General features: G+C 59.5%; 28 protein-coding genes. 14 read left to right on the top strand and 14 right to left on the bottom strand.

Features of this window, described 5'->3' with window-relative positions:
* Nucleotides 1-5 precede the first annotated feature (5 nt).
* Nucleotides 6-1,208, bottom strand: a complete 1,203-nt coding sequence (locus ACR0KM_RS11495; protein WP_480861760.1) for a pyridoxal phosphate-dependent aminotransferase — start codon at nt 1,206-1,208, stop codon at nt 6-8.
* A gap of 91 nt (nt 1,209-1,299) precedes the next feature.
* On the opposite strand from ACR0KM_RS11495, the gene ACR0KM_RS11490 reads away from it, so the two are divergent.
* The 3 genes from ACR0KM_RS11490 (at nt 1,300) to ACR0KM_RS11480 (ending at nt 2,522) form a co-directional block, all read left to right on the top strand.
* Entirely contained in the window at nt 1,300-1,692 is a 393-nt protein-coding gene (locus ACR0KM_RS11490) for a helix-turn-helix domain-containing protein (protein ID WP_480821417.1), read from the top strand.
* Complete coding sequence (locus ACR0KM_RS11485; RefSeq protein ID WP_480861754.1) at nt 1,689-1,946, top strand: succinate dehydrogenase assembly factor 2; 258 nt, start codon at nt 1,689-1,691, stop codon at nt 1,944-1,946. Before ACR0KM_RS11490 ends, ACR0KM_RS11485 begins: the two co-directional genes overlap by 4 nt.
* Nucleotides 1,947-2,024: 78 nt before the next feature.
* Nucleotides 2,025-2,522, top strand: a complete 498-nt coding sequence (locus tag ACR0KM_RS11480) for a MarR family winged helix-turn-helix transcriptional regulator (protein ID WP_480821421.1) — start codon at nt 2,025-2,027, stop codon at nt 2,520-2,522.
* Here ACR0KM_RS11480 and ACR0KM_RS11475 read toward each other — a convergent pair.
* From ACR0KM_RS11475 to ACR0KM_RS11465, 3 genes are read right to left on the bottom strand one after another with little or no spacing between them, the layout of a single operon-like run.
* On the bottom strand, nt 2,469-3,239 hold the full coding sequence (locus tag ACR0KM_RS11475; RefSeq protein WP_480861752.1) for a DUF1194 domain-containing protein: 771 nt from the start codon (nt 3,237-3,239) through the stop codon (nt 2,469-2,471). The two genes, ACR0KM_RS11480 and ACR0KM_RS11475, sit on opposite strands and share 54 nt — an antisense overlap.
* Complete coding sequence (locus tag ACR0KM_RS11470; protein WP_480861750.1) at nt 3,236-3,940, bottom strand: DUF1194 domain-containing protein; 705 nt, start codon at nt 3,938-3,940, stop codon at nt 3,236-3,238. Before ACR0KM_RS11470 ends, ACR0KM_RS11475 begins: the two co-directional genes overlap by 4 nt.
* On the bottom strand, nt 3,937-4,365 hold the full coding sequence (locus ACR0KM_RS11465) for a VOC family protein (RefSeq protein WP_480861748.1): 429 nt from the start codon (nt 4,363-4,365) through the stop codon (nt 3,937-3,939). Before ACR0KM_RS11465 ends, ACR0KM_RS11470 begins: the two co-directional genes overlap by 4 nt.
* Before the next feature lie 177 nt (nt 4,366-4,542).
* Between ACR0KM_RS11465 and thyX the strand changes: the two genes are divergently transcribed.
* Nucleotides 4,543-5,454 carry an FAD-dependent thymidylate synthase gene (gene thyX, locus ACR0KM_RS11460; RefSeq protein ID WP_480861746.1) on the top strand — a complete coding sequence of 304 codons (912 nt, stop codon included), beginning with the start codon at nt 4,543-4,545 and terminating at the stop codon, nt 5,452-5,454.
* Nucleotides 5,455-5,575: 121 nt separating this feature from the next.
* On the opposite strand, the gene ACR0KM_RS11455 is transcribed toward thyX, so the two are convergent.
* Complete coding sequence (locus ACR0KM_RS11455; protein WP_008758035.1) at nt 5,576-5,782, bottom strand: cold-shock protein; 207 nt, start codon at nt 5,780-5,782, stop codon at nt 5,576-5,578.
* 213 nt (nt 5,783-5,995) lie between these two features.
* On the opposite strand from ACR0KM_RS11455, the gene ACR0KM_RS11450 reads away from it, so the two are divergent.
* A complete protein-coding gene (locus tag ACR0KM_RS11450; RefSeq protein WP_480861744.1) occupies nt 5,996-6,313 on the top strand; it encodes an ArsC/Spx/MgsR family protein in 318 nt (105 codons plus the stop codon).
* A gap of 44 nt (nt 6,314-6,357) precedes the next feature.
* Nucleotides 6,358-6,726, top strand: a complete 369-nt coding sequence (locus ACR0KM_RS11445) for a hypothetical protein (protein WP_480861742.1) — start codon at nt 6,358-6,360, stop codon at nt 6,724-6,726.
* A gap of 1 nt (nt 6,727) precedes the next feature.
* Here ACR0KM_RS11445 and ACR0KM_RS11440 read toward each other — a convergent pair whose 3' ends face one another.
* The 5 genes from ACR0KM_RS11440 to thrS all read right to left on the bottom strand — a co-directional run bounded on the left by ACR0KM_RS11440 (nt 6,728) and on the right by thrS (nt 11,422).
* On the bottom strand, nt 6,728-7,255 hold the full coding sequence (locus tag ACR0KM_RS11440) for a DoxX family protein (protein ID WP_480861740.1): 528 nt from the start codon (nt 7,253-7,255) through the stop codon (nt 6,728-6,730).
* Nucleotides 7,252-8,013, bottom strand: a complete 762-nt coding sequence (locus ACR0KM_RS11435) for an HvfC/BufC family peptide modification chaperone (RefSeq protein ID WP_480861737.1) — start codon at nt 8,011-8,013, stop codon at nt 7,252-7,254. Before ACR0KM_RS11435 ends, ACR0KM_RS11440 begins: the two co-directional genes overlap by 4 nt.
* Entirely contained in the window at nt 8,010-8,867 is an 858-nt protein-coding gene (gene bufB, locus ACR0KM_RS11430) for an MNIO family bufferin maturase (RefSeq protein WP_480861735.1), read from the bottom strand. The genes ACR0KM_RS11435 and bufB overlap by 4 nt, the downstream gene beginning before the upstream one ends.
* Nucleotides 8,868-8,937: 70 nt before the next feature.
* On the bottom strand, nt 8,938-9,240 hold the full coding sequence (locus ACR0KM_RS11425) for a BufA1 family periplasmic bufferin-type metallophore (RefSeq protein WP_170683089.1): 303 nt from the start codon (nt 9,238-9,240) through the stop codon (nt 8,938-8,940).
* 223 nt (nt 9,241-9,463) lie between these two features.
* Nucleotides 9,464-11,422 carry a threonine--tRNA ligase gene (thrS, locus tag ACR0KM_RS11420; RefSeq protein ID WP_480861733.1) on the bottom strand — a complete coding sequence of 653 codons (1,959 nt, stop codon included), beginning with the start codon at nt 11,420-11,422 and terminating at the stop codon, nt 9,464-9,466.
* 218 nt (nt 11,423-11,640) lie between these two features.
* Here thrS and ACR0KM_RS11415 point away from each other — a divergent pair, with 218 nt between their 5' ends.
* The 4 genes from ACR0KM_RS11415 (at nt 11,641) to ACR0KM_RS11400 (ending at nt 14,809) form a co-directional block, all read left to right on the top strand.
* The gene (locus tag ACR0KM_RS11415; protein WP_480821441.1) at nt 11,641-12,390 is read left to right on the top strand and encodes an alpha/beta fold hydrolase; all 750 of its coding nucleotides are present in this window, start codon (nt 11,641-11,643) and stop codon (nt 12,388-12,390) included.
* Entirely contained in the window at nt 12,390-13,382 is a 993-nt protein-coding gene (locus ACR0KM_RS11410; RefSeq protein ID WP_480861539.1) for an alpha/beta hydrolase, read from the top strand. Before ACR0KM_RS11415 ends, ACR0KM_RS11410 begins: the two co-directional genes overlap by 1 nt.
* A gap of 17 nt (nt 13,383-13,399) precedes the next feature.
* A complete protein-coding gene (locus tag ACR0KM_RS11405; protein ID WP_480861538.1) occupies nt 13,400-14,014 on the top strand; it encodes a hypothetical protein in 615 nt (204 codons plus the stop codon).
* An 84-nt stretch (nt 14,015-14,098) separates the two neighbouring features.
* Entirely contained in the window at nt 14,099-14,809 is a 711-nt protein-coding gene (locus ACR0KM_RS11400) for an alpha/beta fold hydrolase (RefSeq protein ID WP_480861536.1), read from the top strand.
* On the opposite strand, the gene ACR0KM_RS11395 is transcribed toward ACR0KM_RS11400, so the two are convergent.
* Nucleotides 14,806-15,390 carry a DUF6151 family protein gene (locus ACR0KM_RS11395; protein WP_480861535.1) on the bottom strand — a complete coding sequence of 195 codons (585 nt, stop codon included), beginning with the start codon at nt 15,388-15,390 and terminating at the stop codon, nt 14,806-14,808. The genes ACR0KM_RS11400 and ACR0KM_RS11395 overlap by 4 nt on opposite strands.
* Nucleotides 15,387-16,661 carry a polyhydroxyalkanoate depolymerase gene (gene phaZ / locus ACR0KM_RS11390; protein ID WP_480821449.1) on the bottom strand — a complete coding sequence of 425 codons (1,275 nt, stop codon included), beginning with the start codon at nt 16,659-16,661 and terminating at the stop codon, nt 15,387-15,389. Before phaZ ends, ACR0KM_RS11395 begins: the two co-directional genes overlap by 4 nt.
* Before the next feature lie 111 nt (nt 16,662-16,772).
* Here phaZ and ACR0KM_RS11385 point away from each other — a divergent pair, with 111 nt between their 5' ends.
* The 4 genes from ACR0KM_RS11385 to ACR0KM_RS11370 all read left to right on the top strand — a co-directional run bounded on the left by ACR0KM_RS11385 (nt 16,773) and on the right by ACR0KM_RS11370 (nt 20,611).
* Nucleotides 16,773-18,575 carry a PHA/PHB synthase family protein gene (locus tag ACR0KM_RS11385; protein WP_480821451.1) on the top strand — a complete coding sequence of 601 codons (1,803 nt, stop codon included), beginning with the start codon at nt 16,773-16,775 and terminating at the stop codon, nt 18,573-18,575.
* A 131-nt stretch (nt 18,576-18,706) separates the two neighbouring features.
* Nucleotides 18,707-19,153: a phasin family protein gene (locus ACR0KM_RS11380; protein WP_480821453.1), complete on the top strand. Its 447-nt coding sequence runs from the start codon at nt 18,707-18,709 to the stop codon at nt 19,151-19,153.
* Between the two features lie 136 nt (nt 19,154-19,289).
* Nucleotides 19,290-19,841: a polyhydroxyalkanoate synthesis repressor PhaR gene (gene phaR, locus ACR0KM_RS11375; RefSeq protein WP_480821455.1), complete on the top strand. Its 552-nt coding sequence runs from the start codon at nt 19,290-19,292 to the stop codon at nt 19,839-19,841.
* Between the two features lie 8 nt (nt 19,842-19,849).
* Nucleotides 19,850-20,611 (top strand): trypsin-like serine peptidase, encoded by a 762-nt coding sequence (locus ACR0KM_RS11370; RefSeq protein WP_480861534.1) that lies wholly within the window; start codon nt 19,850-19,852, stop codon nt 20,609-20,611.
* Here ACR0KM_RS11370 and ACR0KM_RS11365 read toward each other — a convergent pair.
* Entirely contained in the window at nt 20,608-21,807 is a 1,200-nt protein-coding gene (locus ACR0KM_RS11365; protein WP_480861533.1) for a DegT/DnrJ/EryC1/StrS family aminotransferase, read from the bottom strand. The genes ACR0KM_RS11370 and ACR0KM_RS11365 overlap by 4 nt on opposite strands.
* A 112-nt stretch (nt 21,808-21,919) precedes the next feature.
* Nucleotides 21,920-23,224 carry an NAD(P)/FAD-dependent oxidoreductase gene (locus ACR0KM_RS11360; protein ID WP_480861532.1) on the bottom strand — a complete coding sequence of 435 codons (1,305 nt, stop codon included), beginning with the start codon at nt 23,222-23,224 and terminating at the stop codon, nt 21,920-21,922.
* Nucleotides 23,225-23,231: the final 7 nt, after the last annotated feature.

The following is a 23,231-nucleotide window of genomic DNA, read 5'->3' as shown; positions in this document are numbered from 1 at the left end:
GAACCTCAGCTCAGCGATGCGCAGAAACGCTGGATGCGGGTGCAGGCCTCGGTCAGTGCCGCGTCCGAGGTTGCATAGCTGACCCGGAAATTCGGGGACAGGCCAAAGGCCGCGCCGAAGACGACGGCGACATCAGCCTCTTCCAGCAGGGCCGTGGCGAAGGCCTCGTCTGTGTCGATCAGCGTGCCAGCGGGCGAGGTTTTTCCGATCAGTCCGGCGATGGAGGGGTAGACATAGAACGCGCCTTCGGGCGTGGGGCAGGTGATGCCGTCAATCTGGCCCAGCATATCGACCACCAGATCGCGGCGGCGTTTGAAAATCTCGTTGTTGGGCGCAAGGAAGTCCTGCGTGCCGTTCAGCGCCTCAACCGCCGCCCATTGGCTGACCGAACAGGGGTTCGAGGTGGATTGAGACTGCACCTTGCGCATCGCCGCGATCAGCTCGACCGGACCGGCGGCGTAGCCGATGCGCCAGCCGGTCATGGCATAGGCCTTCGACACGCCGTTGCAGGTCAGCGTGCGGTCGTAGAGCCCCGGCTCGACCTGCGCCGGGGTGCAGAATTCGAACCCGTCATAAGCCAGATGTTCGTACATATCATCCGTCATCACCCAGACATGAGGGTGGCGCATCAGCACATCGGTCAGCGCCTTCAACTCGTCCCGGTTGTACCCGGCCCCGGTGGGGTTCGAGGGTGAGTTGAAGATGAACCATTTGGTGTTGGGCGTGATCGCGGCCTCAAGCTGCGCGGGCGTCAGTTTGAAGCTGTTATCAAGGCTGGTCTCCACGACCACAGGCGTGCCCCCGGCCAGCAGCACCATGTCGGGATAGCTGACCCAATAGGGCGCGGGGATGATCACCTCGTCCCCGTCGTTTAGCGTGGCCATCAGCGCGTTATACAGCGTCTGCTTGCCTCCGGTCCCGACCGAGATCTGCGCGGGCGTGTAGTCCAGCCCGTGATCCCGTTTCATTTTGGCGCAAACGGCCTGTTTCAGCTCGGGGATACCGTCGGGGGCGGTGTATTTCGTCTTGCCCGCTGCGATGGCGGCAACGGCGGCGTCCTTGATGTTCTGCGGCGTGTCGAAATCGGGCTCGCCCGCGCTGAGGCCGATGACATCGCGCCCGGCGGCCTTCAACTCGGCCGCCTTGGCCGTCATCGCAATGGTGGGCGAGGGTTTGACGCGCGACAATGTCGCAGACAGGAAACTCATGGCGGCCTCGGTTTGTATGTTGGCTTTGACTGTCATAGGGTGCGCCCGAATAACGATCAAGCCATATGAGATTTGAGGATTGGAGACAGGTATGAGCGAGGAAAAAGACTGGTACGGGCCCGACGCGGCCACGTTCGGCGACCGGGTCGCGGGCGCACGTGAGTATGCTGGCATGACCCAAACCCAACTGGCGCGCAGGCTTGGTGTGAAGAAGGCGACGATCGTCTCGTGGGAAGATGACCTGTCCGAGCCGCGCGCGAACAAGCTGTCGATGATGGCGGGCCTTCTGAACGTCTCGATCATGTGGCTGCTGACCGGCGAGGGCGACGGCATGGACGCCACCAGCCTGACCGGCGAAGTGGATTCCGAGCTGCACGATCTGGTGGCCGAGCTGCGCACCATCCGGGGTGAGATGCGCGCCAGTTCCGAGCGTCTGGCCCGGGTCGAAAAGGCGCTGCGCCTGAAACTGGAGCGCGATCAGTGACAGAGTCCCGCGAAACCCGCATAAAGCGCATGAAAATGCGCTCGATGCGGCGTGGGATCAAAGAGATGGACCTGATCCTCGCCGCGTATGCCGATCGCAATCTGGCCACCATGGATGAGGCCGGGCTAGATACCTATGATGCGATGCTGCATGAGAACGATCAGGACCTGTACCAATGGGTGACAGGGCAGGCTGCCCCACCTGCGGAACTGGCCGATCTGATCTCGGATATCGCCCAGACCTTTCAAAAGTAAGGATTATTCCAGCTTAACCGATTTTTCGGAAATTCGCGCCATCCTGCCGGAAACAGCGCGAGTGAATCGGAGGATCGGATGAGTATGGAAATGCAGGTCTCCGCGCCCGGAGCCAAGGGGTTCATGACCAGTTATCTTGAGGCGCTGGCGCTGGTCGAGCGTCTGCATCGATTGCTTCTGGACGTGATCAAGGATGAGTTTGAACGCGTCGGCGTGTTAGAGATCAACGCGGTTCAGGCGCTGCTTTTGTTTAATATCGGCGACCATGAGGTGACGGCAGGTGAGCTGAAAAGCCGTGGCTATTATCAGGGCAGCAATGTCAGCTATAACCTCAAGAAACTGGTCGAGATGGGGTATATGCACCACCAGCGCTGCGAGATTGACCGCCGGTCTGTCCGGGTGCGGCTGACGCCGCGTGGGCGTGAGATACGCGACGTTGTGGCCGAACTGTTCTTGCGCCATGCCGAGGGGCTGCAAAGCCGTGGCGTGATCGGCGCCGAAGGGATCGAAGAGATTACCAGTTCACTCCGACGGGTCGAGCGGTACTGGACGGATCAGATCCGCTATATCTACTGACCGGTCTGGCGGGCGGGTGTTGGACAGAACCAGCCCCTCCAGTTCGCGGATCAGCTTGCGGGTCATCGCCTCTTCATAGGCCTCAAACCCAAGCGCGACCTCGACAAACGCATCAGGTCCCAGAATGACCCAGGCGGTGTAGTATGCGGAAAGCTCTCCGACCTGCACATAGCGCACGTCGCCGGTGGCGGGATCATCTGCACCTATGACAAGACCGTTGATCGTGATCCCCAAGGTTTGCAGCGCCGTCTTCACGTCGCGCGGGTGGGGGCCGAGATTATGCTTGCCATCGCCCGACAGATCGAGCGTGCGCCGCCAACATTCGGCCTGTTCCGCCAGCATATCGGCCCCAGCCAGCATCGCCGATCCGACGGCGGTTCCTTGCGGGGCCGTGGAGCGCTGAGTGTTGTTCAGCCTATGGCCGATCTGCTGAAGGTCGTCGGGTGACCGAATGTCGGTCCAGTCCAGCAATATGCGATGATGGCCTGGCTCGCTCCACTCGAACACGGCAAGGCGCACGTATGTGGCGGGGTTGGACAAGATCAAACCGGCGACCTCGGGGCGACGCAGGGCGGCGGCCAGACCGTCCAGTTGCAAACGATATTCATGGCTGTCGACCGAGCCGGACACATCCAGCCCCAGCGCCAGTGCTTGCCGACACTGGGCCGATAGCGGGGTGGCCATCAGGCACAGAAAGGTGGCCAGCGCGCGGATCATTCAGACACGCGCGGGCTGAGTTCGCTGAGTTCTAGCCCTTTCAACTCCCGCTCGAGCTTGCGGCGCATGGCGCGCTCGAAATCCGCGAACCCGGCGGCGATTTCAAGAAAGGCGCCGGGGCCGTGCAGGACGTTGTTTTGAAAGAAGGGGATCAGATCGATCTCGCCCTCAAAATCGGCGGCGTTGATGACCAGCCCGTTGACCGTCGTGTTTTCGAACGGGAAGTGCTTGTAGGCGATCTGAGGGTCATAGCCGTCATTGTTCTTGCCATCGCCCGAGATATCGATGGTCTGGAACAGACATCTGGGTGCGCGTTGCATCAGCCGCGCCCCATAGGCCAGCGCGTGACCCATCGCGGTGGGCCAGTCATTTGCCGAGCGTTCGGACAGGCCGATCCGATGCGCCGCGGCCACCAGATCGGCGCTGGTTTCGATCACCTGCCAATCCAGTAACAGGGACTGGTTGGAGCGGCCCGACCATTCGTAGACCGCCAGCGCAACCGGTTGTGGGGATAGAAAAAAAGCTTCCTGAACCTCTGGCGCGATCAGGGCGGCGGCCAGCCCCTTGCGTTGCAGCGCGTCCTCGGCGGCATCCACCGAGGTCGAGATATCCATGGCAAGCGCCAGCGCCAGGCGGCAGGGCTCGGCCCAAAGGGGGCTGCCCGCAAGGGCCAGCCCTGGCGCTGCCAACCAGCGGATCACCAGTGACCGGTGCTTTCCATGCTGGTCCAGGGTTCAGCCGGTTCCAGCGCCTCGCCGTTCTGCAGCAGCTCGACCGAGATGTTGTCAGGCGAGCGCACGAAGGCCATACGCCCATCGCGCGGCGGGCGGTTGATCACGACACCATTGTCCTGCAGGTGCTTGCAGGTCTCATAAATATTGTCGACACCGTAAGCCAGATGCCCGAAATGGCGGCTGTCGCTGGGCAGGTCATTGTCACCGTCCCAGTTGTAAGTCAGCTCGATCGGGGCGTCCTCTTGTCCCGGCGGGGCGAGGAAAACCAGCGTGAACCGGCCCGCTTCGCTTTCATAGCGGCGGGTCTCTTTCAGGCCGAGCAGCGTGTAGAACGCCAAGGATTTCTCAAGATCCTTCACGCGGACCATGGTGTGAAGATATGTCAGCCCCATCGCGGTTTTCCTTGCTTTGATTGTGATGTTCAGCAGCTTAGCGCGCCGTCACCCCATGTCGAGGGGCCGGTCGGACACATTTTGAGATTTACGCGGTACGCCGCACATATCGCGGTTCCGATGCCGTGCTGACCGATATATAGTGGTCAGCGACTCATTGCTGGAAAGGATAATTTCATGCCGCTGTCTGCCGACCAACTGGCCGAGATCGAAGCTCAACGCGCACAATCGAGCCCGACCCGCCGTGTCGTCGCCGAAGGTATGGAAGACCACCTGTATACCGCGCATCAGGTTCTGGATCACGGTTTTGTCCGCGTCATCGACTATATGGGCGACGATGCCGCGATCTGTCAGGCGGCGCGCGTGTCTTACGGCAAGGGCACCAAATCGGTGCAGAATGATGAGGGGTTGATCCGGTATCTGATGCGGCACTGGCACTCGACCCCGTTCGAGATGTGCGAAATCAAGCTGCACGTCAAACTGCCGGTTTTCGTGGCCCGTCAGTGGATCCGGCACCGGACGGCAAATGTGAACGAATACTCGGCGCGGTATTCGATTCTGGATCGTGAGTTCTATATCCCGGCGCCCGAACACGTCGCCGCGCAGTCCGAGATCAACAATCAGGGCCGCGGTGATACGCTGCAGGGGGAAGAGGCCGCGCGGGTTCTGGAAATCCTCAAGGCGGACAGCGCCCGCTGCTATGATAATTACGAGGCGATGATCGGGCAGGACGGTCAGCAGGGTCTGGCGCGTGAACTGGCGCGGATGAACCTGCCGGCAAATATCTACACCCAGTGGTATTGGAAAGTGGACCTGCACAACCTGTTCCACTTCCTGCGTCTGCGGGCGGATCCGCACGCGCAGTATGAAATCCGCGTTTATGCCGAAACCATGTGCAAGATCGTGGCCGACTGGGTGCCGTTTGCATTCCGCGCGTTCGAGGACTATCGCCTTGGCGCGGTGAATCTGTCAGCCCAGATGGTCACCTGCCTGCGCAGGATGATCGCGGGCGAGGCGGTCACGCAAGAGAACTCGGGCATGACCGCGCGTGAGTGGCGCGAGTTCGAAGCGGTTATTCGCGAAGGTTGAGACAATCAAACAAACCACATTGCGCGTCCCTACGCGGGCGCGTTTTGTCGGTTCTTACGGTTAACGGCCGGAAATTGGCCGCTAACCTTGTTTAACCTTCCCGCTGTTGCGGGCCTTGCTTTTAAAGCGGCTTCAAATCAGCAGCCATCTGGCGGCCATCACGTCCGTCCTGCAACTCGTACGAGACTTTCTGATTGTCAGCGAGTCCGGTCAGACCGGATCGTTCTACGGCCGAGATATGAACAAACACATCTTTGCCACCCTCGTCGGGTGCAATAAAACCATAGCCTTTGGTCGTATTAAACCATTTCACGGTGCCGGTTGGCATTTCCCGTGTCTCCTTCTACTTACACGTTGTCCCACAAATTGGTGGGGGCCGTCATGACAAGACCGCAACACATCACTGTTCGCCCACACGATACAGCCCGGATTGCGTGTTTCGTCTTTTTCAACATTGCACGGTGAAGTAAAAAATCAAGAATAACCGGGGCGGGCCTTTGGGTTTGCCTGAATTTCCAGCAAACATGGGGCCAGCCTAAATATGCGTCTATATGGGTTAAAGACCTGCGATACCTGCCGTAAGGCGTTGAAATCTCTGCCCGATGCCGAATTCGTGGACGTGCGGGCGCAGGGTGTGCCGGAAAATGTGATGGCGCAGGCGTTCGGGATTTTCGGCAAAGCCTTGCTCAACACCCGCTCGACAACCTGGCGTGGATTGGACGAGGGCACGCGCAATCGTCCCGTGCTTGAGCTGCTGGCAGACCACCCGACGCTGATGAAACGACCTCTGATCGAGGTGGACGGGCAGATGTATCTGGGCTGGACACCTGAAACCCGCGCGGGGCTTGGCGTTTCCTGAACGATTGCTTATGTGACTCGGTGTAACATACAGGAGACCTGTTTATGCGTAACGCGGCCATGGTACTCGGCGTCATTGCTGGGCTGATCGGAATGATCGTGGGCTTTTTTGGTTACGGCTTTGTCGAGTTCGTGGATCGGTTTGGAGAGATCGACGGCATCGCCGAACAGGTCGATAATCCCGGCCTGATCCAGACCGCCTCGATCGTGGCCCCTTTGCTGGCGATTGTCGGCGGCGCGATGGCCCATGCCCGCGCGCTGGTCGGGGGTGTTTTGCTGATGATCTCTGCGGCGGGGATGTATTACGCCTTTGGCTTCGGCGTCTTTACCATGTTCCCGATCGCATTCGCGGGCGTGGCGGGTTTGCTTGGGCTCGCCGCAGGTAAACCGGACGAGCCCAAGGCGCATTTCTAGCTTACTTCAGGCGCAGCGCCCGGTCGACCGACAGCGGGCCCGCGCCGTTGATCACGATCACCAGCAGCAGGAAGGTCCACATCGTCCGCTGATCCAGAATATTGGGCGCGGCGGTGAAGAACTCACCCAGTTGCGCGCCATGCCCGGCGACGTCCACAATGGTCTGCACCCATATAAAGCCGATCATGCCCAGGGCCGCCAGACGTGACAGCAGGCCCACCAGCACCAGTGCGGGCAACAGGAATTCGGCCCATGTTCCGGCCACGGCAACGATCCAGTGGAAGAAGCCCAGTTGCGAGCTGTCATAGCTGACGGCTTCCATCGCTTTCGGGAAGATTTGCACGTAGGCACCGTCGGACGGGAACAGGAAGCCGAAAAACCCGCTGCCGAGTTTTGTCGAAGCCGAGTTCCAATAATAAATCAGCAGGGTTGCGGCAAAGACCAAGCGGGCCAGAGTGGGTGTCAGCCAGCCGGAAACAACGTCCAGTTTCCCCAGAACATTATTGTGAATTGAGATCAGGGCAGTCATGTTTCCAGCCTTTCGATAGTCACAGAAGTTATTGCACCGCCTTGTAAAAGCAGAGCCAGAGTGGTTCCCAGGTCAAACTCGGGCGTTTCCGCCACGGTTGCCTCGAATGCGTCGCCAATGGTTTGGCCGTCCTGAATCCGGGTGATCCACGCCGCACCGCCTGCAGGCAGCAGATGGGGTTCGGGATCGTATTCGAGGCGGGTGATCAGCACATCCTGCGCCTCGGCCTGCGGCTTGGGGGCGTCGTCTTGGGTGTTGAACCGCCAGATCGCGTGGACTGGCCAATCTGACCGCAGGATCTGCATCGCCGGGGCAAGGGCCAGCTTGGCTTGCATCAGATCCTCGGGCGGGATGGCCAGCGCGTCGGCCTCGATGGGCTGCGCGTCGGCGGCGTGATAGGACCGGCGTAGTGCCAGTTCCAGCCGGGCGACATCAGGCAGATAGCCCAGATGCGAGAGCTGCTGCATTCCTTGCAGAAAGGCGGGGAAGTCTTCGCCGTAGAACATCATTAACGGGGACGAGGGCGGGTGTTGGCGCAGGAAAATACCGGCCAGACCGTCCATGTTCTGGGCCCCCAGAAGTTTGGTGATCACCGGAAAGGCCTGATGCATCGCTTCGGTCAGCGAGACGGCCACATTGTTGCGGTAGACGCTGAAACGACGCCCGGCGGGTTGGGCGTCGGCGTCGAGCAACCCGTCGGGGATGGGTTGGCCGGCATCCAGCAATGCGCTGTGGAATGTGGTCTGCGACACGCTCATGCGAGCACGCGGTCCAGTGCTTGTTGGGCGCGTTCGGCCTCGGCCCGCAGGATGGGCCAGTCGGGCACGTCGGTGTCCCATTCGACCAGCAGCGGTTTGGGGCCTGACTTGTCCAGAACATAGTCCAGAAGCGCCCAGACGGGATCCACCACCTCGCGCCCGTGGCTGTCGATCAGTAAGGGGTGGCCGTGATCGTCTTCATCCTCATCATGGCCGCCCAGATGAATTTCGCCGACCTGATCCAGCGGATAGGCGTCGATATAGCCCTGCGGCGAGAAATCCAGATTGGTGGCTGAGACAAAGACGTTGTTCACGTCAAGCAGCAGACCACACCCAGTGCGGCGGGTGATTTCGCGCAGGAAATCGGGCTCGGACCATGTGCTTTCCTCGAAGGCCAGATAGCTGGAGGGGTTTTCCAGCAGCATCTGCCGCCCGACAACCTCCTGTACCTGATCGATATGATCGCAGACCCGCGCCAGCGTGGCGTCGGTATAGGGCAGGGGCAGCAGATCGTTCAGAAAGTGGCTGTCATGGGTCGACCACGCCAGATGTTCCGAGAAGCTGGCGGGGTTCAGCCAGCCGACCAGATGTTTCAGCCGGGCCAGATGATCGGGGTCCAGCGGGGTTTCGCCGCCGATGGACAGGCCGACACCGTGGACGGAAATGGGGAATTGTTCGGACAGATGGCGCAGCTGTGCCAGAGGGCGGCCGCCGTCGCCCATGTAGTTTTCGGCATGAATCTCCAGCCATGCCACAGGCTTTGCCTGCTCAAGGATCTGCGAAAAATGCTGCGGTTTGTAGCCAACGCCGGGCGCTGCAGGCAACCTGTTCGATCTCAGTGCATCATCCAACATCTGCAAATCCTCTGATCATGACGAAAGGGCGGGCGAACCTGCCCGCCCTTCGCAATTCATTCGGACAACCTTATGCGGGCAGGTCGCGATCCAGCGGCTCGAGCGAGCCTTTGCGGTCCGAACCATCTGCAGTCTTGGGCAGCTCGATATCGGCACAGGTGCCTGCGTCAACCAGGGTCCATGCGTTGCCCTGATAGTCGACGGTCGAGGTGCCCGCACAGGTGGTGCCGGGGCCTGCGGCGCAGTCGTTCTGACCGGCCAGCGACACGCCATAGCATTTCTCTTTCGCCTGGGCAGTTGCGGTGGTGGCGGCGCCCGATACGGCGGCTGCAACTGCGCTTGCGATAACAAGGGTTTTTGCGGTGTTTGACATCTCGAGTTAATCCTCTTGCTGACTGTGTCTGTCTGCTTGTGACACCAATCAAGTTAGTGGCTTGGACACCGTGTTTGAATTCACGAGCCCGTGTCTCACAAGCGCGTCAAAGATAGTCATGCCATCTTGCGCCTTAACAAACTGTTTTTGAAGGGGAAAAATAGAAATGTTTCAATCCGGCCCGGTAATTGGGGCCGGATTTCAGGCAATATGCTGCCGAATGTTACAGCAGATCCGGCGGCGTTGCCGCTTGGGAAAGCTCATTTGTTACAGAGTCAAGCGGTTGAACCTGCGTCTGTTTTTCGCCCAGACGGCGTACGCTGACGGTGCGATCTTCGACCTCGCGGTGGCCAACGGCCAAAATCACGGGTACTTTACCGACCGAGTGTTCGCGGACTTTATAGTTGATCTTCTCGTTGCGGATATCCGCCTCGGCGCGGACACCGGCGGTTTTGAGGGTCTCAACCACCTCGGCCACATAATCGTCGGCCTCGGAGGTGATCGAGGCGACCACGACCTGACGCGGGGCCAGCCAGAAGGGCAGCTTGCCTGCGTGTTCCTCGATCAGGATACCAATGAAGCGTTCGAACGAGCCAAGCGTCGCGCGGTGCAGCATGACCGGGCGGTGTTTGCCGCCATCTGCGCCGATATAGGTGGCGTCCAGCCGTTCGGGCAAAACGAAGTCCACCTGATGCGTACCGCATTGCCAGTCCCGGCCAATGGCGTCGGTCAGAACAAATTCCAGCTTGGGGCCGTAGAAGGCTCCTTCGCCCGGATTGAGTTCTGGCTCGATCCCGGCTGCACGGGTGGCACTGAGCAGGGCGGCTTCGGCTTTGTCCCAGACCTCATCTGAACCCGAGCGCTTTTCAGGGCGGTCGGAGAATTTGACCGAGAAGTTCTCGAACCCGAGGTCTTTGTAGATCGCCGACAGGAAGCGAATGAACTCGGCGGTTTCAGATTCGATCTGATCTTCGGTGCAGAAGATATGGCCATCGTCCTGGGTAAAGCCGCGCACGCGCATGATGCCGTGCAGCGCGCCCGATGGCTCGTATCGGTTGCACGATCCGAATTCAGCCATGCGCAAAGGCAGGTCACGATAGGATTTCAGGCCCTGGTTGAAAATCTGAACGTGACAGGGGCAGTTCATCGGCTTCAAGGCGTTGATTGCCTTTTCGCGGGCATGTTCTTCGTCTACTTCGACGATGAACATGTTTTCCTGATACTTGTCCCAGTGACCTGAGGCTTCCCACAGTTTGCGATCAACGACCTGCGGTGTATTGACCTCGACATATCCACCTTTGCGCTGTTGGCGACGCATGTAGTCTTGAAGTTGGGTGTAGATGGTCCAGCCATTGGGGTGCCAGAAGATTTGGCCGGGGGCTTCTTCCTGCATGTGGAACAGGTCCATCTCGCGGCCCAGCTTACGGTGGTCCCGTTTGGCGGCCTCTTCCAGCATATGCAGGTGGGCTTTCAGCTTTTCCTTGCCGGTGAATGCCACACCGTAGATGCGTTGCAGCATGGCGCGGTCACTGTCTCCGCGCCAATAGGCACCGGCGATGGACATAAGCTTGAACGCGTCACCCGGCAATTGGCCGGTGTGCTGCAGGTGCGGGCCGCGGCACAGGTCCTGCCAGTGGCCGTGCCAATACATGCGCAGAGGCTCATCACCCGGGATGGCCTCGATCAGCTCAACCTTATAGGGCTCATTGTTGGCTTTGTAGAATTCGATCGCGCGGTCCCGATCCCAGACCTCGGTGGTCACGGGGTCACGCTTGTTGATGATCTCTTTCATCTTCTTCTCGATGAGGCCAAGATCTTCGGGCGTGAACGGCTCTTCGCGGTCGAAGTCATAGTACCAGCCGTTTTCGATGACCGGGCCGATGGTGACCTTGGTCGCGGGCCAGATTTCCTGTACGGCGCGCGCCATGACGTGGGCCAGATCGTGCCGGATCAGCTCATTGGCCTGAGCCTCGTCCTTCATGGTGTGGATGGCGATCTGAGCGTCGGCGTCAATGGGCCATTGCAGGTCCCAATGCTTGCCATCGACCGTGGCAGAAATGGCCTTTTTGGCCAGCGAGGTCGATATGTCGGCGGCCACCTGCGCGGGCGTGACGCCGGCATCGTAGGATCGTGCATTGCCATCGGGGAAGGTAAGAGAGACGGATTTTGAATCCAGGGCCATGGTCTGGCTCTCCTCGTCGGTTTGGCGCCCACTGAACGCCCGGTTGCGGGTTATGTGTATTGCGCTGCTTTGGCAGGTGGTGGTGCGCGTGTCAAGGCTTGGGGCGAGGGGCCAGCCCCTCGCGCTCCCCGGGATATTTTTGGCCAGATGAAGGGGGATCCCGGAATTGCACTTGGGCGGGGGGCGTGCATGATATCAGGAAAGTGAAGAGGGTTTTTATGGCTGAGACAGAGTTTCTGGAGACGGTGCAGGGGCGGCGGTTGGCGTATCACAAGAGTGAGGGGGCCGGGCCGACCGTGATTTTTCTGGGCGGTTTGAAGTCGGACATGGAGGGCACCAAGGCGGTGCATCTTGAGGCCTGGGCGCGGGCGCGGGGGCAGGCGTTTTTGCGGTTTGACTATTCGGGGCATGGTGAGAGTTCTGGTGCATTCACCGATGGTTGTATCGGGGATTGGCATGAGGATGTTCTGGCGGCTGTGTCGCGGCTGACCGAGGGGCCATTGATCGTTGTGGGGTCGTCTATGGGCGGTTGGCAGGCGTTGTTGCTGGCGCGTGTGATGCCCGAGCGCGTGGCCGGGCTGGTGACCATTGCGGCGGCGCCTGATTTTACCGAAGATGGGTATTGGGCGTCCTTTTCGGACGAGCAGAAGGCTGTTCTGGAGGCCGAAGGGCAGGTGGAGCTGCCTTCGGATTATATGGAGCCATATGTCATCACCAAGCGGATGATTGAAGATGGCCGTCAGCGTCTGGTGCTGCGCGCGCCGCTGGCGTTAGGCTTTCCGGTGCGGTTTTTGCAAGGAACAGCGGATACGGCGGTGTCGACGCAAACGGCGTTTCGGTTGCTTGAACATGCGACAGGTCCTGATATGCGTCTGCTTTTGGTCAAAGATGCCGATCACCGATTTTCGGATGGCCCGTGCCTTACTTTGATTGAGCAAGCTATCGCGGATGTGATGGGGGCGGCATGATACAGCGCTTGGGCCGGGTGCTGGGCCGTATCCTGCTGTGTCTGGTGTTGGTTGGTGGCGCAATCTACGCATTTGGGCCGCGCGAGCATGTCGACCTGCATCCGCGCTTTGATCCCCGCAAGTTCGGCGAAGGGGTGCAGGTGTATTTTGAAAGCACAGAGGCCGCTTACGATGACATTGTTCCCGGTGTGCAGAAGCGGGTGGTCTGGCAGGATGGGCATTATGAGCGCCGCACGCAGTATGCGATTTTGTACGTTCATGGGTTTTCAGCGTCGTCAGAGGAAATCCGACCCGTTCCCGACAGGATCGCCGATGCGTTGGGGGCCAACTTGGTCTACATCCGCCTGCAAGGCCATGGCAGAAGCGGAGCCGCTTTGGGAGAGGCGACCGCATCGGGGTGGATGCAGGATGTGGCTGAAGGTCTGGCTGCAGCGCGCGCGGTCGGCGATCGGGTTATCGTGATTTCGACATCGACCGGGGGTACCCTGGCTGCTGCTGCGGCTTTGGACCCTGAATTGAGCCAAGATGTAGCCGCTATGATATTTGTCTCGCCGAATTTCGGTGTGAATACGATGGCCGCCTGGGTTCCGTCCTTGCCGTGGGCGCGGAGTTGGCTGCCATTGTTGATGGGAGACGAGCGTGATGTGTCAGGGTCTGATGCGGAGCGCAGCCAATACTGGACTTTGCGTTATCCATGGGAAGCGGTGGTGCCGATGTCGGTGCTGGTCGATGTGGTTTATGCGCTGGACTTCTCGGGGGCACAGGTGCCGGCGTTGTTCTGGTTCTCGGATGACGATCAGGTGGTACGCTCCGATCTGACACATAAGGTGGCAGACGCGTGGGGCGGGCCGTCGACTGTTAGACTTGTGACCATGGGGGCGGGGGATGATCCGTCCTCGCACGTGGTTGCCGGGCGGCTGATGTCCCCGGGTCAGACCGATGCTGCTGTCTCGGGCATGCTGGAATGGCTGGCCGATCAGGGGATCGGGTGATGCGCAAACCCGGCAGTATGTGGAGCCTTGAGACGCTGGGCCGGGTGCGTCTGTCGAAGCATTTTTTCATGCGGGATTTTCTCTATTCCGAGATCGGGAATTTTCACCAGAAACAGAATATCCCCGAGAACCCCGACCTTGCGATTGAGACCGGGCGGGCTTTCTGTGCAACCCTGATGGACCCGCTGGAGGAGACCTTTGGCCGGGTTGCGGTGCGGTCGGGGTACCGCTCGCCGTCGCTGAACCGGTTCGGCAATGAGAACCGCCTGAACTGTGCCCGCAATGACAACCCGTTGGAGTGCCATATCTGGGATTGGGGGCAGGGGGAGGCGCGGGTTGCGGGGGCTTCGGTGGTGATCCCGTGGTTTGCGGACCGTTATGCGGCGGGCCGGGATTGGCGCGATCTGGCGTGGTGGATGCATGATCATCTGGACTATTCCGAGATCTGGTTTTTTCCCAAGCTTTGCGCGTTTAATCTGGTCTGGCGGCCAAGGCCGCGGCGCAGGATCGACAGCTACATCTCGCCGCGCGGTTGTTTGTTGCGCGCGGGGGATGAGCCTGCCGAAACGCTTGCACAGCGGCAGGCGCGATATGCTGATTTCCCTGCCTTTTGCGGAATTCCTTTACCGTGAATTTTGCGCTTGCTGCGTGCTGGCAAACTTCGCATCCTGAGGCAAAGCAAGAACGATTGAACCGTCGAACAAGAGGGGCCCCGCGTGATTGAGCCGCTGGTTTTTCTGCCCGGTCTGATGAGCGATACAAGGCTGCTGCGCCCGCAGATCGAAAGACTTTCTCAGGACAGGGCGGTGATGATTGCGCCGGTTTCCGGCGGAGAGCGGATCGAGGAGATCGCTTCGGGGCTGCTGGACCAACTGCCTCAGCGGTTCGCGCTTGCAGGGCATGGTTTGGGAGGGATGGTTGCGCTGGAACTTACCAGACGTGCGCCCGAGCGGATAAAGCGTTTGTGCCTGATATCCACTGACGCGCAGGCAGATACACCGCATATCGCGGCGGGGCGCGAGGAATTGATTGTCGGTGCGCAAGCTGGACGGATGGATGATGTAATGCGGCGCGTGATGGGGTCAGATGCACTGGCACCCGGGCCTCAGCGTATTCCCATCTTGCACGATGTCATCCAGATGGCGAATGATCTGGGACCTGAACTTTTCACCCGGCAGATGCGGGCGTTGCAGCGGCGGCAGGATCAGCAGGCGACGTTGCGGTTGATCAAGGTGCCGACGCTGGTTTTATGCGGTGTACACGACACGCTTACACCGGTGAGGCGACAGCGCTTCATGGCGGATATGATACCCGAATCTCAGTTCCTCGCGCTGGATTGCGCAGGTCATTTGCCGACGCTGGAAGCCCCCGAGGCCGTAAACACCGCGCTGACCGAGTGGTTGCAGGTTCCGCTCAAATTGTTCTAGCGATATAGCGCAGCGCGTTGGTCTTTGGTCAGGATGGTCGGTTTGACTGTAGGTGCGGCGGTCTGCGCCAAGAAGAACTGTGAGGTTCTCCAACTGCCAGACAGGCGCGATCTGACAAAGCGGTTGAGCAAACCGAACGCAGCATATCGCAGCTTTTCATGCTTTTGTTTGCCTCCAGGTTGCGGAACAAACCCACGTGTGGTGATCGGGCCCAGTGTTGACGGATCAACGAGACGTTTGACGTCAAAACCAGCAAAAGGGAACTTGCCCGTCTGCGGGGTCGTTGCCAAAGGCGCACCACAGCACCCGGCGTACCATCGTATCATTCCCTTTGGCCCAAGTTGCATCGCGGCAAGGTGTTCGCGGCCCGACTGGATGCAAATCTCCTCGGGCGTGGTCTGAAAAATATCGACAGGTCCGGGGGCGGGATCCGGTTGTTTGAAATACAGCTGTGCGGCGCGGCAATCGTTACAAAAACAGGCCACGTGGGTACCGCGTTTGACGCCGTTTGACGTCAAATGGCCTTGCAGTGCGCCGCAGGTGCAGGAAAACGAAACAGCACCCGGGTCTGAATCACTCATGCAACTTTATTGCTGTTCGCGGCTCGGCGGCGGGGTGCCTTGCGGCTGTTTTCGTTCATGAAATCAATCACAAGCGGGCGGATGTTGTCGCGCCAGCTGCGACCTGCGAAGATACCGTAGTGGCCCGCTCCGGGTTCGACATGGCTGGCCTTCTTGCTGTCCGGCAGCCCGGTGCACAGGTCCAGCGCTGCGATACACTGACCGGGGGCTGAGATGTCGTCATTCGCGCCCTCAACCGACTTCACAGCAACATCGGTTATTTTGCCGATATCGACTTTGTGCCCGGCAACGACGAACTCATTGCGCGCAATCTCGCGGTTCTTGAAAACCCGTTCGACCGTCGACAGATAGAATTCAGCCGTCATGTCCATCACGGCCAGATACTCATCATAGAATCGATTATGGGCATCATGATCTGATGCTTCATCGCGGATCACCCGCTGAATCTGATCCGAGAACGCCTTGCTGTGTCGTTCCGCATTCATCGACATGAACGAGGCCAGCTGCAGCAAGCCGGGATAGACCATGCGGCCCACGCCTTTGTATTTGAAGCCCACACGCTGGATCATGGTTTCTTCCAGCTGACCCATGGTCACGCGGCGGCCAAAATCGGTGACCTCGGTCGGGGTAGCGTCGGGATCGACCGGGCCGCCGATCAGGGTCAGGGTGCTGGGCTGGGCCTTGGGCTCGACCTCGGCCAGATAGGCGGTTGCGGCCAGCGTCAGCGGCGCGGGTTGGCAGACGGCGACGACATGGGTGTCGGGCCCCAGCTCTTTCATAAAATCGACAAGGTAGAGGGTATAATCCTCGACATCGAACTTGCCTTCGGACACGGGGATGTCGCGCGCGTTATGCCAATCGGTGATGTAAACTTCGCAATTGACCAGCAGGCTTTTGACGGTCGAGCGCAGCAGGGTCGCATAGTGGCCCGACATCGGTGCCACCAGCAGAACCTTGCGCGGCTGCTCTTCGCGTCCGTTGACGCGGAAATGGATCAGGTCACCGAAGGGGCGTTCCAAAACGGTCGTGATGTCGACCAGATGGTCTTTACCGTCTTCGCATGTAAAGGTGCGGATACCCCAGTCGGGCTTGACCACCATGCGCTGAAATGTGCGTTCGGTCACTTCACCCCAGGCAGCCATCCAGTTGAAGGCCGGGTTGGGCGACATAGAAAACAACGGGTAGGACGCCATGGCACTTGCGGTTGCACCAAGCCACTGGTTGGTGTTACGCATGGTTTCCATCAGGTCGTAGGTCATCATGTAGCGCATCGAATGTGCCTCCTGCGTAGTAGCCTGAGAGTTCGGACCATTCGCCGCTTTGCCCCCCGACGCCCACGACGTTATTCTGCATAGCAGCGAGATTAGGTGGGAATTGTTAAAATGACAACTACTGACGGCCAAACACCCAAGCTGACCGATGAACATATTGATCGGCTTAAGGAAAATATGGGCAAAGTCGAAGAATTGTCCAAGCGTCTGATAGAGGTCATGGCTGGCAAAACGCCGCACACCCCGGCGCTGGACGGCCCGAATCAAGAGCTTTTTGCGAAAGCAGCAACAGCGTATTGGACCGAGGCTTTTCAGGACCCGACCAAGCTGCTGCAGCATCAGATCGAGTACTGGGGAAAGTCTGTTCTGAACTTTGCCGAGGCGCAGAAAGCCATGACGGGTGGTGAAACCAGCGCGCCCGAGGCTCCGTCCAAGGACAAACGGTTTTCCAACCCGATGTGGGAAACCAACCCCTATTTCCGCCTGATCCGCCAGCAGTATCAGACCAATGCCGAAGCGATCTCGCAAGCCGTTGCTTCGGTTGAGGATCTGGATACCAAGGACAAACAGCGCCTTCAGTATTTCTCGCAACAGATCATCGACATGATGGCGCCGACAAATTTTCTGGCCACCAATCCCGATGCGCTGGAAAAGGCGATCGAGACCGAGGGGCAGTCCTTGATCCAGGGGCTGGAGAACCTTGTGTCGGACCTTGAGGCCAACGATGGCGAGATGGTTGTCAGGCTGGCCGATGAAAGCGCGTTCGAGATCGGCGGCAACATCGCCACCACCCCCGGCGATGTGGTCTATCGCAACCGGATGATGGAGCTGATCCAGTACAAGCCGGTCACCGAGACGGTGCATGAAACGCCGATCGTGCTGTTCCCGCCGTGGATCAACAAGTTCTATATCCTTGACCTCAAGGCGCAGAACAGCCTGATCAAATGGGTGACCGAGCAGGGCTATACCCTGTTTGTGGTCAGCTGGGTCAATGCCGATAGCTCTCATGCCGATATCGGGATGGAGGACTATATTCAGGACGGGTTCCTGACCGCCATTGAAGAGGCCAAGAAGATCTGCAAGGTCAAACAGGTCAACGCGGTGGGCTATTGCATCGCGGGGACGACGCTGAATCTGACCCTGTCGCTGATGAAACAACGCGGCGACAAGTCGGTGAAATCGGCGACCTTTTTCACCACGCTGACCGATTTCGGAGAGCAGGGCGAGTTCACGCCCTTCCTGCAGAACGATTTCGTCGATGGGATCGAGGATCAGGTTTCCAAAGACGGTGTGCTCAAGGCGTGGATCATAGGGCGGACCATGTCCTTCCTGCGGTCGCGCGACCTGATCTATACGCCGGCGATCCGCAACTACATGATGGGCGAAACGCCGCCCGCCTTTGATTTGTTGTATTGGAACGGGGACGGGGCCAACCTGCCGGGCCGGATGGCGATCCAGTATCTGCGCGGTCTCTGTCAGAGCAACGATTTCGTCACCGACGGGTTCGAGCTGATGGGGCACAAGCTGCATATTAAGGACGTTGACGTGCCCCTGATGGCGATCACCTGCGAGACCGACCACATCGCGGCTTGGAAAGACTGCTATCGCGGTGTGCAGCAGACGGGATCGAAATCCAAGACCTTCGTGGTCTCGGAATCGGGCCATATCGCAGGCATCGTGAACCCGCCCAGCAAGAAGAAATACGGCCATTACACCAACCCTGATATGAAGGCCGACGCTGACAGCTGGTTGAAAGAGGCCGACTTCCACGAAGGTTCATGGTGGCCGATGTGGGAGGCTTGGCTGAAGAAGCGGTCCGGCAAGCAGGTTCCGGCTCGCGATACCGGTGATTCGGACCATCCCCGACTATGCGCAGCTCCGGGGACGTATGTTTTGGTCAAGGCAAGTCGCTGATTTCAAATTGAAACTAAAATTATTCTGCACTGCAGCAAGAAAAAACTTGTAATGCTGCGGCGCAGCAATCATATTGTCCTCAAGCTGATGAAAACCGGGGCGGGCCCGGACAGACTAAGAGGACTAGGACAATGGCAAAGACCCAAGACTTTACCGCGACCCTGAAAGAGATGATGGGCGCATTCCCGGTTGACACGACTGCTCTGGAAGATGCATTCAAATCGACCGCTTCGCTGAACGAAAAGCTGTCGGGCGTTGCCCTGGACGCAGCTGAAAAGTCGGCTGAAATCTCGAACAAATGGACCAAGGAAACCCTGGCCAAGCTGACCGAGATGTCGAAAGCAAAAGCAGAGCCTGCTGACTACGCCAAAGCTGCAACCGACTTCGCAAGCGCGTCGGCTGAAGTTGCTGCTGAAAACATGGCTGCCTTCGCTGAAATCGCGAAAAAAGTTCAGACCGAAACCGTCGAGCTGCTGATGGCTGCTGGTAAAGACGCTGCAGAAGATGCAACCGCAGCCGTCAAGAAAGCCACCAACGAGGTGACTGCTGCTGCGAAGAAAGCTGCAGCTGCAAAGTAAAATAGGAACTGCGAAGGGCACCCATTCCTCCCAAATGGTGCAATCGCTGCGGGCAGGTCACTTGACCTGCCCTTTCTTTTTGTTCTGCAGTCGCATAACCTCTGCTGCAACGCATCATCCTTGGGGAGGGTAAACGGTGTCAGACCAAGAAAAGCCGTTGTTGATCAAGCGCTATGCCAGCCGTCGGCTGTATAACACCGAGACCAGCGACTATGTTACGCTCGAAGATATCGCCGGTTTTATCCGCGATGGGCGCGAGGTGCAGATCATCGACCTGAAAACCGGGGACGATCTGACCCGTCAGTATCTGCTTCAAATCATTGCCGAACATGAAAGCCGGGGCGAAAACGTGCTGCCGGTGAATGTGCTGAACGATCTGGTACGCAGCTATATGGTGCCGGGCGGTGGGATGATGCCGCAATTCCTGCAGAGCTCGTTCGAGATGCTGCGCGAGAGCCAGTCCAAGATGATGGAGAACATGAACGCGATGAACCCGATGTCGCAGATGCCGGGGTTCGAGGCGATGCAGGCGCAGCAACAGGCGTTTCTGAAAGCCATGACCGGCGGTCTGTCGGGCAAATGGTCCGGCCCGGATGCCGATAGCGAGACGTCCGAACCGAAAGAGGATCTGGACGATATCAAGAAGCAACTGGCCGAGCTGCAGCAGAAACTGTCCAAGCTCAGCTGATCGCTTCGATGCGCTGGCTGGCCGCGATTGCTGCACTGCTTTGGGGGCAGGTCGCGCTGGCGCAGGGGCAATTCTCACGCGTGTGGGAGCCGGTTTGCACATTGGGACAAGACGCCTCGGCGGGCTGCGAAGATATCCGGAGCCGCGAAATATTGGACGCTACGGAGGTGCCTTGGCGTGCCATTGGGCGCGTGAATTTCGCCAGCCGCAGCCAACGGTCTCATTGCACGGGGGTGTTGGTATCAGACCGTCTGGTTCTGACTGCGGCGCATTGCCTTTATAATTCTGGCCGCAAACGCTGGATACCGCCTTCGAGCATTCGCTTCGCGGCAGGGTATCAACGTGGTCAGGCCGTCGCCGTTTCGACCGTCAACGCCTACCGGCTGGACCCGGCGCAGGGTGTGAACGGTGCCTTCAATAACACTGCTGATCTGGACTGGGCCGTGTTGGAGCTTGCCGACCCGGTTGGCGCAGAGGTCGGGTTTCTGGCGATCGCCGGGGAGGCGTCAGGCGCAGGGTTTGTTGCAGGCTATCCCGGTCTGCGCCCGCACGTCCTGAGCCGCACCGGAAGCTGCAGGCCCGACACGCTTGGGTCGGGTCTGTTACGCGCGATTTGCCCGGTGATGATGGGGGACTCCGGGGCTCCGTTATTGGTGCAGACGCAAAACGGCCCAGCGGTGACGGGGGTACTGTCGCGCATCGCGCCGACCCCGGATGGGATCGACGCGCTGTTTTTGTCTGTTCAGGTGTTTGATTTATCGGGGACTTAGGTGCCGTAGACCGGCATCGGGCCGACGACTTCTCCGACCGAGGCCAGCAGGATGTCCGCGATCACATCCAGTTCCTCGCGCGTCAGGCGCACGGGCAGGCGCACGTCGCAGGCGGTCATCAGCATAGCGCGGGTTTGCGGCAGATCGACCTGTTCAGGCAGGAATTGCCAGTTCCAGAAGGCGCGGGCGTTGTCTTGGCTCAGGCCAAAGATCTGCACCTTGACGCCGCGCGCCTCGGCCGCGGCTGAGAAAGCCTTGATCTCATCATCGCTGAGGTCGACCAGATTGAACTGGATCGAATCCGGCGCACGGCGCTCGGGCGTCAACGGCGCGGGTACGTCGATGTAAGGTGATGTATTCAAGCGATTTGCGACGTAATCATGGTTCGCCAGACCGTCCCTTACGCGGCGTGCGAGTTCAGGGATCTGAGGCCGGATCACCGCGGCGCTGAGGTTGCTCATGCGCAGGTTATAAAGCGGTAAGCGGTTCTGCCAGCGGCCAAAGGCCTGCACAAGCTCGGGCGCGTCCGCGTGTTTCTTCCAGTTGTGCTCATACGCGCCAGACATGATCACCGCGCGGGCGACCAGATCGGCGTCGTCGGTGACCAGAATGCCCCCTTCGCCGGCGTTGATCATCTTGTAGGACTGGAACGAGAAGCAGCCCATCTTGCCGATGGTGCCGATATTGCGCCCGTGCCAGGTGGTCCCCAGCGAATGGGCCGCGTCCTCGATCACCGGGATATTGCGCGCATCGCACAGCGCCATGATCGCGTCCATGTCCGAGGTATGTCCGCGCATATGGCTGATGATGACAGCCTGCACGCCGTCCAGCTTGGCGGCGAAATCTTCCATGTCGATGCGATAGTTCTGTCCGACCTCGCAAAGCACCGGAATGCAATCCGCATGAACGATCGACGATGGTACGGCGGCGAAAGTAAAGCCCGGGATCAGCACCCGCGCATCCCGCGGCAGGTCCAGCGCCTTGAGCGATAGGAACAAAGCGGCAGAACAGGACGACACGGCCAGCGCATATTTGCTGCCCAACAGCGCAGCGAATTCGGCCTCAAGCAGGGCGACCGGCGCATCCTGCGGCGCGGTATAGCGGAACAGATCGCCGGATTGCATCAGGGCGTCGATGGCGTCTCGTGCGGCGGCGGGGATGGGTTCGGCGTCATGGACGTTGGGTACAAGCGTCATATTTGGATTTCCCGAATTTTACCTTTGGGAAACATAAAGTCATAAAGTGCCCACGCCAAGACCTGTTTCGCCAAATTGGCGAAATTTCACCAAACTGTCGTGATCTGAGGGATCAGAGGCCCAGCCGGTCGCGCAGGGCGAACCACGTCATCGCCAGGACCAGCAGGGGGCTGCGCAGGGCGGGGCCGCCGGGGAAGGGCAGGGCGGGCACGCGAGCCATGGTGTCAAAGCCCTCAGCCTGGCCCTGTATCGCCAGCGCCATCAATTGTCCGGCGTGGGTTGCGGTGCCCACACCGTGGCCGGAATAGCCCGAGGCGGACAGGATGTTCGGGGCAATGCGCGTTAGGTATGGCATCCGCCGCATGGTAATCCCCAGCGTACCGCCCCAGGCGTAGTCGATCCGGGCGTCTCGCAGATGAGGGAAGATCTCGATCATCGGTTTGCGGACTTTGGCGGCGATGTCTGAAGGGAAGCGATAGCCATAGCTTTCGCCGCCGCCAAACAGTAGGCGATTGTCGGCGCTGAGGCGGAAGTAATTCACAACAAATTTGGTATCGGCCACCGCCACGTCGCGCGTCAGAACTCGGGCGGCATCTGTGCCCAAAGGCTCGGTCGCGGCGATGAAATTGTTGATCGGCATAACCCGCGCCGCGACCTTGCTGTTCAGCCCGCCCAGATATCCGTTGCAGGCCAGAATGAGGTGATCGGCACTCACGTTGCCCTGAGCGGTTTGGACGATGGCGGGCGCGGAGTCTTCGACCCCCGTTACATCGGTGCTTTCAAAGATGCGCACACCCGCTTTGGCCGCCGCCTGCGCCAGCCCCAAAGCGTAGTTCAGCGGATGCAGATGTGCCGCGCCTTTGTCCAGATAGCCTCCGCGATAGGAGGGCGAGGGGCAAAGCGCATGGCCTGCGCCTTCATCCAGAATCTCCATCTGGTCATAGCCATATCGGTTGGACAGATGCGCCGCGTGGTCGTGAAGCTCTTGCTGTTCACTGCTACTTAGCCCCAGCACAGCGACGCCGGGTTTCAGATCGCACTCGATCTGGTGTTTGGCGATCAGAGATTTCACCAGAACCTTGGCGTCCTCGGCCAATTCCCACAGCTTGGCAGCGTCATCATCCCCGACCAGCCGTTCTAGGTCTTCCTGATCCATCCGTTGTGCGCTGCCCAACTGGCCGCCGTTGCGGCCTGATGCACCAAAACCTACGCGATGCGCCTCGAGCAGAACCACATCGAACCCAGCTTCTGCCAGATGTAAGGCGGCAGACAGGCCCGTGTATCCGCCGCCGACCACACAGACATCGGCCTTTACGTCCCCAGTAAGCGAGGGGAAGCGATCAATGGTGTTGGCCGTCGCGGCATACCAGCTGGCCGGAAATTCGGCCTTGCGGTCATTGGCATAGAGCAGGTTCATCGCTTGG

It is taken from the genome of Ruegeria sp. G10 (genome assembly GCF_056533645.1).
The sequence above is the reverse complement of the archived record's forward strand: the minus strand, read 5'-3'. Positions and strand labels throughout refer to the sequence as shown.

Coding starts and splice junctions, on each gene's coding strand:
- ACR0KM_RS11495 (WP_480861760.1), bottom strand. CDS start 1,208: ATGAGTTTCCTGTCTGCGACATTGTCGCGCGTCAAACCCTCGCCCACC.
- ACR0KM_RS11490 (WP_480821417.1), top strand. CDS start 1,300: ATGAGCGAGGAAAAAGACTGGTACGGGCCCGACGCGGCCACGTTCGGC.
- ACR0KM_RS11480 (WP_480821421.1), top strand. CDS start 2,025: ATGAGTATGGAAATGCAGGTCTCCGCGCCCGGAGCCAAGGGGTTCATG.
- ACR0KM_RS11475 (WP_480861752.1), bottom strand. CDS start 3,239: ATGATCCGCGCGCTGGCCACCTTTCTGTGCCTGATGGCCACCCCGCTA.
- ACR0KM_RS11465 (WP_480861748.1), bottom strand. CDS start 4,365: ATGGGGCTGACATATCTTCACACCATGGTCCGCGTGAAGGATCTTGAG.
- thyX (WP_480861746.1), top strand. CDS start 4,543: ATGCCGCTGTCTGCCGACCAACTGGCCGAGATCGAAGCTCAACGCGCA.
- ACR0KM_RS11455 (WP_008758035.1), bottom strand. CDS start 5,782: ATGCCAACCGGCACCGTGAAATGGTTTAATACGACCAAAGGCTATGGT.
- ACR0KM_RS11450 (WP_480861744.1), top strand. CDS start 5,996: ATGCGTCTATATGGGTTAAAGACCTGCGATACCTGCCGTAAGGCGTTG.
- ACR0KM_RS11445 (WP_480861742.1), top strand. CDS start 6,358: ATGCGTAACGCGGCCATGGTACTCGGCGTCATTGCTGGGCTGATCGGA.
- ACR0KM_RS11440 (WP_480861740.1), bottom strand. CDS start 7,255: ATGACTGCCCTGATCTCAATTCACAATAATGTTCTGGGGAAACTGGAC.
- ACR0KM_RS11435 (WP_480861737.1), bottom strand. CDS start 8,013: ATGAGCGTGTCGCAGACCACATTCCACAGCGCATTGCTGGATGCCGGC.
- bufB (WP_480861735.1), bottom strand. CDS start 8,867: ATGTTGGATGATGCACTGAGATCGAACAGGTTGCCTGCAGCGCCCGGC.
- ACR0KM_RS11425 (WP_170683089.1), bottom strand. CDS start 9,240: ATGTCAAACACCGCAAAAACCCTTGTTATCGCAAGCGCAGTTGCAGCC.
- thrS (WP_480861733.1), bottom strand. CDS start 11,422: ATGGCCCTGGATTCAAAATCCGTCTCTCTTACCTTCCCCGATGGCAAT.
- ACR0KM_RS11415 (WP_480821441.1), top strand. CDS start 11,641: ATGGCTGAGACAGAGTTTCTGGAGACGGTGCAGGGGCGGCGGTTGGCG.
- ACR0KM_RS11405 (WP_480861538.1), top strand. CDS start 13,400: ATGTGGAGCCTTGAGACGCTGGGCCGGGTGCGTCTGTCGAAGCATTTT.
- ACR0KM_RS11395 (WP_480861535.1), bottom strand. CDS start 15,390: ATGAGTGATTCAGACCCGGGTGCTGTTTCGTTTTCCTGCACCTGCGGC.
- phaZ (WP_480821449.1), bottom strand. CDS start 16,661: ATGCGCTACATGATGACCTACGACCTGATGGAAACCATGCGTAACACC.
- ACR0KM_RS11385 (WP_480821451.1), top strand. CDS start 16,773: ATGACAACTACTGACGGCCAAACACCCAAGCTGACCGATGAACATATT.
- ACR0KM_RS11380 (WP_480821453.1), top strand. CDS start 18,707: ATGGCAAAGACCCAAGACTTTACCGCGACCCTGAAAGAGATGATGGGC.
- ACR0KM_RS11370 (WP_480861534.1), top strand. CDS start 19,850: ATGCGCTGGCTGGCCGCGATTGCTGCACTGCTTTGGGGGCAGGTCGCG.
- ACR0KM_RS11365 (WP_480861533.1), bottom strand. CDS start 21,807: ATGACGCTTGTACCCAACGTCCATGACGCCGAACCCATCCCCGCCGCC.
- ACR0KM_RS11360 (WP_480861532.1), bottom strand. CDS start 23,224: ATGAACCTGCTCTATGCCAATGACCGCAAGGCCGAATTTCCGGCCAGC.